General features: G+C 64.6%; 7 protein-coding genes. 2 read left to right on the top strand and 5 right to left on the bottom strand.

Going from position 1 to position 8462, the window contains the following annotated elements; translation table 11 throughout:
* The 4 genes from KDM41_07015 to pyrC all read right to left on the bottom strand — a co-directional run.
* The coding region (locus KDM41_07015) for a DEAD/DEAH box helicase (protein MCB1183165.1) at positions 1-1418 on the bottom strand (1418 nt) is incomplete at its 3' end.
* 2 nt (positions 1419-1420) lie between these two features.
* Positions 1421-2341, bottom strand: a complete 921-nt coding sequence (locus tag KDM41_07010; protein ID MCB1183164.1) for a DUF1837 domain-containing protein — start codon at positions 2339-2341, stop codon at positions 1421-1423.
* A gap of 61 nt (positions 2342-2402) precedes the next feature.
* Positions 2403-3113, bottom strand: a complete 711-nt coding sequence (locus KDM41_07005; protein MCB1183163.1) for a YjjG family noncanonical pyrimidine nucleotidase — start codon at positions 3111-3113, stop codon at positions 2403-2405.
* Positions 3110-4144, bottom strand: a complete 1035-nt coding sequence (gene pyrC, locus KDM41_07000; GenBank protein MCB1183162.1) for a dihydroorotase — start codon at positions 4142-4144, stop codon at positions 3110-3112. The genes KDM41_07005 and pyrC overlap by 4 nt, the downstream gene beginning before the upstream one ends.
* 170 nt (positions 4145-4314) lie before the next feature.
* Between pyrC and KDM41_06995 the strand changes: the two genes are divergently transcribed.
* Positions 4315-5490, top strand: coding sequence for a hypothetical protein (locus KDM41_06995; GenBank protein MCB1183161.1), 1176 nt, complete (start codon positions 4315-4317; stop codon positions 5488-5490).
* Here KDM41_06995 and KDM41_06990 read toward each other — a convergent pair.
* A complete protein-coding gene (locus tag KDM41_06990) occupies positions 5487-7016 on the bottom strand; it encodes a response regulator (protein ID MCB1183160.1) in 1530 nt (509 codons plus the stop codon). The genes KDM41_06995 and KDM41_06990 overlap by 4 nt on opposite strands.
* Before the next feature lie 598 nt (positions 7017-7614).
* Between KDM41_06990 and KDM41_06985 the strand changes: the two genes are divergently transcribed.
* Positions 7615-8379 (top strand): RDD family protein, encoded by a 765-nt coding sequence (locus KDM41_06985; protein MCB1183159.1) that lies wholly within the window; start codon positions 7615-7617, stop codon positions 8377-8379.
* Positions 8380-8462: the final 83 nt, after the last annotated feature.

Below are 8462 nucleotides of genomic sequence, written 5' to 3'. Positions count from 1 at the left end.
ATTTTCTCGCGATATGCGGAAATTTTTAGGGTCTGCTCAGCGGTAAGTGCAATTGGAGTTTTGGCTTCATCAAATGTACCGAGCATCTCCTCGGGAATTCCAAGTTCTAGTTGACGTCCCTCTTCTCTTGGCGGCCTGTCAAGAATGTAGATGTTGCCGATGAAATGTCTAAACATTCTCCCGCCGCGACCAATGATGTTTTTGTACGTGAAGTCATCAATTTTAGGCACGCCACTCTTGTTACTCCACAATATCACGTTCTCAGCTGAAGTGTTTACCCCTTCAATTATTGAAGATGTGGACACTATTATGTTTAGCCCGTCAGTTCTTTCAAACAGCATGACCTGAATCTGGGCGAGTGAGCGATGAAGGCTTCCATTGTGTACGCCGACGCCGCGCCTTGCCAAACTTACAAGCTCCCATGTGGGGGAGTAGTTGATTGCCAGCCACTCTGAGAATCGACTAAGAAGCACTTCTCCCAACTTAGGAAGTTTTTCGTTAATTAGAAGGGAAATCTTGTTAATATTTGTGTAGGTCCCGGCATAGACCAGCGACTTTCCTCCGACTGTGGACAAGATCCTGATAAGTGCCTCGCCACGTTTTCCGTCATCGCGGCCTATTTGTGCATGAAGGTCATGTTTGCGCAAGAAGACCGTATTGAAGTCAATCTTTATGAACTCTATGTCGCCACCAAAAATTCCTACCCCTTCTAACTCCGACACGTTTGGAGCCAGAAAATACCGTTGCAAACACTTGGAAGATAGTCCAACGATTGCTTGAATGAGGGCAGAAGAACGCTCGCCGTCAAAAAATTTTCCGACCCTTCCTGCCTTGTAGAACTCATCAACTACCAGTAGGTCGATCGACTCAATCTTATCGATATACCCGAGTGCTCTTTCCTGTGGAAATATGAATATAGTTCTATCAGAAAGCTCTTGGTCGGATGAGGTTATGATTTTGTAGCGACTCCCGAACTTCGACTGGATTCTTCTTCTCGTTTCATCCATAAGAGCAATCGTTGGAACAAGAATCATTACGGTGGCTGGGCTTTTGGTCGCAATGAATGCGTCAATAACGAAGCTCTTGCCGAAGCTAGTCGGTGCACTGACTGCGATATCGTGTCCGGAAAGCAACTTGCCTAGAAGTCGGGACTGTTCTCTGTGTAGTACGCCTCGATTTTGGCCGCCGACATCGGAAGAAAAGGCCTCTATCGCATATCGGTCTATCCAGTCACATGTGTCGCCGTCGAGATACGGATAGAGCCCGACCGAGCGAATTATAGAATTGACCAGTGGGCTGTATGGCTCCCCCTTGCTTCTTAGGTTGTCGAGCAGAGTAATCGTTCTGTCTCTTGCGGTGGCTTCGTCCCCTGAATAGATAAGGTCATTTATTGCGGAACATTCGGCGAAGGTGTCCATGTTCACTCCCCCCGGGTTGCTCGCGCGTGCTGAACAAATTTTTCTGTCAGGCTATCTTTTGATGGAACAGGGACGAGGATAAGATGAAACTCCATCTTCTCGTAGCCTTTCATGTTGCCCATGCTGGCAAACTGCTTCTCGAAATAGTCTTTAGCCCGCCCGAGATGGAATCCGCGAATCGATTCTATGTATTCCTCGGACCACTGTTGGGTATCCGCGGTGATCCCACAGGTGTGAAGGAGGAGAATCGGGACATTGATCTTTCCGCGAAGGTCATCCATAGACTTGTCGGAAAGAAGGTCTTCTTTGATCGATGCGACCAGGTCGGTTGGTAGGCCAAGGTAGTCTAGATCCCTGACGTTTCGGATAATGACATTTTCCTTCTTTAGCTTTTCAGTTCGGACTGATTCCTTAACCGATGCGACAACCTTTGACAAACTGGAAGATTCAATTGAGTTGTAGAACTTGGCCTCGCCAAACCATAGGGCATACGTGTCGTCGTCGTTAACAGTGATGTGTACACTGTCGGCACCCTTTGCATAGTCATTCTTGTTTTGCTTGTAAAAAATTTTAGGAACAGCGGGAAGCGCACCGTGTTTGTGGCGCATAATTCCATATAGTAGAATCTCAGCAAGCTCACTTCCGCTCCCGTGATCTTCGCCCTCAGTTAGTCGAAGATTTTTGGCTGACTGTCTAAGTATAGAGCCCGGCCTGCCTTCAAGTGCGGAGCGCTCTTCGGCTGACAATGCAGTATCGGCAATGTTGTCCCAGACAAAGTCTAGAAACACATCAGTTCGCCAGGCTCCATCTTCAAAGCTGTTGGCGAGACTGGAGACTTTCTTGTTTCGAAAAAAGTTTTTGTCGAGATCGACAAACGCTTCGATCAACGTGGTGTCGACAATAATTTCAAATGGACCGACCATGGTCAATTCATGCCTTTCTAGATTCCATTCAGAAACTAAGATTCGCCGACCAATCAGCGACCTAATCCCCTGTGGCTACGATCCCCACTACCCCACTCAACCCCCCAACCTCAAACCCAACCTCAACTCCCGGACCACGCTCCCGCCCCCCAGGATTAAACCAACAAGTCCCAATCCCGTACGCACTCCCCCCAGCCATATCCGAAGTCAAGCTATCCCCAACAATGATCACATCCCGCTTCGCCGGATTCCCCAACCGCTCCATCGCGATCTCGAAAATCGCCGGATCCGGCTTCGCGACCCCCACGACCCCCGAGATCACGATGTCCCGAAAGTGCCGGCAGATCGGCGCCCGCTCGAACCGCGGCACCTGCACCTCCGCCAACCCGTTCGTCAGCAACAGCAGCGTGCAGTGCGGCGCCAATGCCTCCACGCACGCCGCAGCCCCCGGCATCAGCTCGTGATGCTCCGACAGCCGCCGCAGGTACCGCGAACTGAACCCCTCCGGATCCACCGCCCCGTCCACCTCGCCCAGGAACTCCCGGAACCTGCCGACCCGCAGCTCCGTCGCCGTCACCTCGCCGGTCTCGAAGCGCCGCCACCAGCGGTGGTTGATCTCCTGGTACAGCCCATACAGCTCGTCGGTGAAGGCCAGCCCGTGGTCCCCGCACGTCTCGCGCATGGCGTGCAGCATGGCGCTGTCGAAGTCGAACAGCGTGCCGTCGGCGTCGAAGATCACGTAGGGGTAGCGGGGCGAGGGGGGCATGGTCAACCGTCCGCCAGCTTCCAGCCCAGCTCCTCGCCGGCCAGCATGGGCACCACCGTGCCGGCGCCGAAGCCGTAGCTCGCGGGCACGCGCCAGGTCTCCTCGACCAGCGTCACCGTGCCGTCGTTCACCGGCAGGCCGTGCCAGGCGGGGCCGTTCAGCGACGCGAACTTCGCCAGGTTCTCCAGCTTCCCCGCCGCCGCGAAGGCGGCCGCGTACAGCTCGAGCGCCGCGTGGGCCGTGTAGATGCCCGCGCACCCGCAGGCCGATTCCTTGGCGTCGCGGGGGTGGGGGGCGCTGTCGGTGCCCAGGAAAAAGCACGGCTCGCCGCCGGTGGCCGCCGCGAGCAGGGCCTCGCGGTGCGACTCGCGCTTCAGCACGGGCAGGCAGTAGGCGTGGGGGTTCAGGCCGCCGCTGAAGATGGCGTTGCGGTTCCACAGCAGGTGGTGGGCGGTGAGGGTGCCGGCCACGCGGGGGCCGGCGCTGCGCACGAACTCCACGCCCTGGCGGGTGGTCACGTGTTCGAGGCACACGCGCAGATCCGGATGGCGGTCGAGCAGGGGCAGCAGCACGCGCTCGATGAACACGGCTTCGCGGTCGAAAATGTCGACGGCCGGGTCGGTCACCTCGCCGTGCACCAGCAGGGGCAGGCCGCCCGCGGCCATGGCGGCCAGGGCGGCGTCGACCTTCGCCATGTCGGTCACGCCGGCGGCCGAGTTGGTCGTCGCGCCGGCGGGGTACAGCTTCAGGGCGAGCACGTGCTCGCAGGCCGCGGCGCGGGCGATCTCGTCGGGCGTGGTGGCGTCGGTCAGGTACAGGGTCATCAGCGGCCTGAAGTCGGCGCCGTCGGGCACGGCGGCCAGGATGCGCTCGCGGTAGGCCAGGGCCTGGGCCACCGTCGTCACCGGGGGCTTCAGGTTGGGCATGATGACGGCGCGGGCGAACTGGCGGGCCGTGTGGGGCACCACCGCGGCGAGGGCGTCGCCGTCGCGCACGTGCAGGTGCCAGTCGTCGGGGCGGGGGATCGTGATCGGCATGGCTTCCCTCGAACGATGCGGCGTTGCGGCTGGGGCTTGGGGGCCATTGAATCACGCGGCGGGGGCGTTGTCCAACCCCGCGGCGCATCCGCGGCTGGCCGAATCGGCCCCCGCGGTGCAACTTTCGGGCGGCGGGAGCAGTACGACCTCCCGTCGCCGAAAGGAAACCGATGCCCGTTCGCCTCCACCACCGCCGCGCCACCCCGCGCCGGGCCCTCGTGCTCGTGGCGGCCGTCCTCGCATTGTCCGGCTGCGGCCGCGGCGAGCGCTACACCGAGATCATCGACGTCGAGCCGGCGGTCGACGCGGCGCTGGTCACGGCGCCCCCGGCCGATTCGAAAGCCCGCAACGAGGCCATGCTGGGCACCTTCCGCACCTTCGGCGACCTGCAGGTGATGACCTACGTGGGCGACTTCGACCAGGCCATCGCCTTCCAGCACCACCAGATCATGCAGCAGTTCGGCGGCAGCACCACCGGCGGCACCGGCCGCGGCTGCTCCATGTTCGCCGTGCGCACCGGCCGCGACGCCGGCCTCGTGGGGCGCAACTACGACCAGGAGGACTCCCAGGTCCTGGCCGGCTGGTTCTACCCGCGCGACGGCTACGCCTCGGTGGCCCTGCTGCCCCTGCGCGAGCTGGGCTACACGCCGCAGGAGCCCTTCGATCCGGACCTTCCCCAGCACCGGCGCAGCCTGCTGTACGCGCCGGTCATGGCCATCGAGGGCATGAACGAGATGGGGGTCACCGTCACCCTGGCCAGCCTCGGCCGCCGCGAGGTGACGCCCGACCCCGGGAAGCCGTCGCGCTTCCTGATCCACCTGGTGCGGGAGATCCTCGACCGCGCCGGCTCCGTGCACGAGGCCGTGGCCATCGCCGAGGGCTACAACGTGTTCGACAACGGGCAGGACATCATCTCCCACCACATCTTCCTGGCCGACCCGCGGTCGGGCTCGGCGGTGCTCGAGTGGCGGGGCGGCGTGATGCACATGGTGAAGGATCCGGGGCCGCTGCAGGTGGTCACCAACAGCCCGCTGTTCGAGGTGCCGCTCGAGCAGCGCCGCCGCGCCTGCGACCGCTACGACACCCTGTGCGACGACCTGGCCGACCGCGACGCCCCGCCCACCTGGCAGGAGGCCATGGACGCCCTGGCCGACGCGCGGCAGAACCACCGCCGCTACGAGATCGACGGCCGGCGGCTCGACGTCAGCACCCAGTGGTCGGCGGTGTTCGTGCCCGAGCGGGGCGAGGTGATGCTGGCGCTGCGGGGCGACTACCGGCGCGTGTACCGCCTGCCCCTGCGGCGCGCCGGCGCGGCCGCGGCCCCCGTGACGTCGGGCGAAAGCTAGCTCGCCGCCAGCGACGACTCGGCCACCGAACTCAGCAGCAGGCGCCGGTTGATGGGCTTGGTCAGGTGCCGGTCGCAGCCGGCGGCGGCGGAGTCGATGCGGTCGGCCTCCATGGCGTTGGCCGTCAGGGCGAAGATGGGGCCGCCGTAGCCGCGGGCGCGCAGGGTGCGCGTCGCCTCGAGCCCGTCCATCACCGGCATCTGGATGTCCATCAGGATCACGTCGTAGTCGTACTCGGCGTCGGCGGCCATTTCGAGGGCCTCGGCGCCGTTCTGCGCGATGTCCACCAGCGCGCCGGCCCGCCCCAGGATCGCCTTCACGAGGAACTGGTTGTCGGGGCCGTCCTCGGCGTAGAGCACGCGCACGCCGGTCAGGTCGATTCGGGCCGGTTTCGGCGGCGGGGCCGGCGCGGCGTCCTCCGGGCCGAAGGTGCCGGCCGGTCGGATGAGGCTGTCCGACACGCCGGCCAGCCCGATGCGCAGCTCCAGATGGGCGCCGCCGCCGGGGCGGTCGTGGGCCGTGAGGCCGCCGTCGAGCAGCTCGGCCACGGTGCGGGCGATGTGCAGGCCCAGGCCGCTGCCGCCGTGCGACCGGTTGGCGGCGTGGTCGCCGAGGCGGAAGGCCTGGCCCGGATCGTCGCGGATCACGCTCGGCAGTCCGCAGCCCCGATCGAGCACGTGGAAGACGAGCTGGGGCGTGTCGCCGTCGGCGCCGTCGTGGCGGTAGGCCACCTCGAGCTCCACCTCGCCCTGGTGCGAGAACTTCACGGCGTTGTCGAGGAGCTTGAGCAGGGCCTGGCGCACGCGGTCGTGGTCGGTGGTCGCCGTGGCGGGCACGGCCGTCAGCCAGCGCACCGTCACCTCGAGCCCCGCAGCCGACGCCCGGTCGCGCAGGGCCGCCACCGCTTCGCCCACCAGCGCCGTGACGCTGCCCGCCGTCAGCAGGGGCGAGGTCTGGGCGCGGTGCAGTTCGGTCACGTCGAGCAGGTTCTCGATGAGACCCAGCAGGTGCTCGGTGTTGCGCCGCAGGCCGGCGACGTGCTTGCGGCGCTGCATCGGCTCGATGCGGGACTCGGCGCACAGGTCGAGGTAGCCGAGGATCGCGGTCAGGGGCGTGCGCATCTCGTGGCTCATGGTCGCCAGGAACGCGGTCTTGGCCTCGTCGGCCACCCGGGCCTCGGCCTCGGCCGCCACCAGGCGCACGTTCGACGCGGCCAGATCCCGGTTCGACGCCTCGAGTTCGGCGCGCGAGGCCTCCAGCGACTCCGTGGCCACGTCGAAGTCGCGGCACAGGCGCCCGATCTGCGCCGTCTTGACCAGGTAGGCCAGCATGACGATCAGCGCGAGGCTGGCGAGCAGCAGGTTGCGCGTGGTCCGCGCGGCCGCCACATGGTCGCCCACGTCGCCGCACAGGTTCATGACGCCGATGACGACCCCGTCGCGGTCGCGCAGGGGGATCGCCGTCAGCACGGCGTCGATGTGGTCGGGACCGGTTTCGGGATCGCGGTGCTCGTGCATGCGCGACACGACCCGGCCGTGCAGCGCCGCCTGCAGCTCCTCGCTGGTGAGCAGGAAGGCGTGGGGGGGGACCGATCAGGTCGCAGAACACGGTGCGCCCGTCGCGGTCGAGCAGCCGGATCTCGCGCAGGCCGAAGTGGGGCATGAAGCGGTTCAGGCGGGCCCGCAGGTCGGCGGCCTCCTCGTCGTCGAGCTGCATGCGGCCGGACTGGGACGAGCGCACGAGCAGCCCCGCCAGCTCGTAGCTGGAGATGCCGCGGGCCAGGGCCACCGCCTGGTGCTCCGACTCGGCCACGATCCGCCGGTCGATCAGCAGCCAGTTGGCCGCGCCGACGAAGACCAGCAGCACCACCGCCACGCCGGCCGCCAGGCCCTTGTAGCGGCGGTAGAAGATCCGGCCCGGGGAGCGTCCCCCTCTGCCCACCACACCGTTCACGCGCCCCGATCCCCCTGTCTAAAATTGTTTAAGGTTTCCTTTATTGTCGCCGCCACCGGGGCCCGGTTGAGCGAAAAAGCCCGAAACGACGCCCACAACGCCGGTTGCCCCGGTCGGGGCCGGGCGGCTATGATCCTTCGACCACCCTCCGGACCCAGGAAAGGACCGCCCATGTTCCGCATTCCCGCCCGTGGCCGTCACATCACCCAGGAGCCCCAGATCATCAGTTCCGGGCTGCTGGGCCGCGATCTGGCCGGATTCCGCCGCCGTCTCGTGGCCTTCGCGGTCGACGCCGGCCTCTTCGGCCTGGTCGTGGGGGCCCTGTTCGCCGGATTGACGGTGTGGAGCTTCCACCGGGAAGATTCGACCCTGTTCTCGCGCACCCGGGCCGCCTTCGCCGCCGATTCGACCACGACCATGACCGAGCGCGACCGCGACGCCCTGCTCCTCGAGTACTACCGCATGATCCAGCGGCGCTGCCCCGACGCCTTTCCCCGCGACATGGGCGAGTTCGTGCGCCGGGGCGATCTGGAGGGGCTGCACCGCGAATTCAGTGGCGTGAGCACCACCGTGAGCCTCGGTTCGGGCAAGACCCGCACCATCGAGAACGGCGACGGCACCAACCAGGTGATCATCGGGCTGGATCTGGTGATGGGGCGGTTCAGCGGCGTGCTCGGCTGGGGCGGGCTCTTCGTGGCCTGGTTCACCTTCTGGACCTTCGTCACCCGGGGGCGTTCGCCGGGAAAGGCCCTGGTGCGGGTGCGCGTGGTGCGGCTCGACGGCGGCCGCCTGCGCCTGTGGGACTGCTTCGGCCGCGCCGGCGGCTACAGTGCCAGCGCGGCGACCCTCTTCCTGGGTTTCCTCGAGGCCATCTGGCACCCCAACCGGCAGGCCATCCACGACAAGATCGCCGGCACGGTGGTGGTGCGCGGGTGAGCCGGAGCGCGTTCCGGCGCCGTCAAGTGCACAATCTTGATCGTGAATTTTCTGCGCAGATGGTCTACAATCCCGCCCGACAA

The organism is bacterium (assembly GCA_020440705.1).
GTDB lineage: Bacteria > Krumholzibacteriota > Krumholzibacteriia > LZORAL124-64-63 > LZORAL124-64-63 > JAGRNP01.
This window is presented reverse-complemented; position numbering and strand designations above follow the sequence as displayed.

What these genes read in the sequence shown, in the direction of transcription:
- KDM41_07010 (MCB1183164.1), bottom strand. Translation starts at nt 2,341, where the DNA reads ATGGTCGGTCCATTTGAAATTATTGTCGACACCACGTTGATCGAAGCG.
- pyrC (MCB1183162.1), bottom strand. Translation starts at nt 4,144, where the DNA reads ATGCCGATCACGATCCCCCGCCCCGACGACTGGCACCTGCACGTGCGC.
- KDM41_06995 (MCB1183161.1), top strand. Translation starts at nt 4,315, where the DNA reads ATGCCCGTTCGCCTCCACCACCGCCGCGCCACCCCGCGCCGGGCCCTC.
- KDM41_06985 (MCB1183159.1), top strand. Translation starts at nt 7,615, where the DNA reads ATGTTCCGCATTCCCGCCCGTGGCCGTCACATCACCCAGGAGCCCCAG.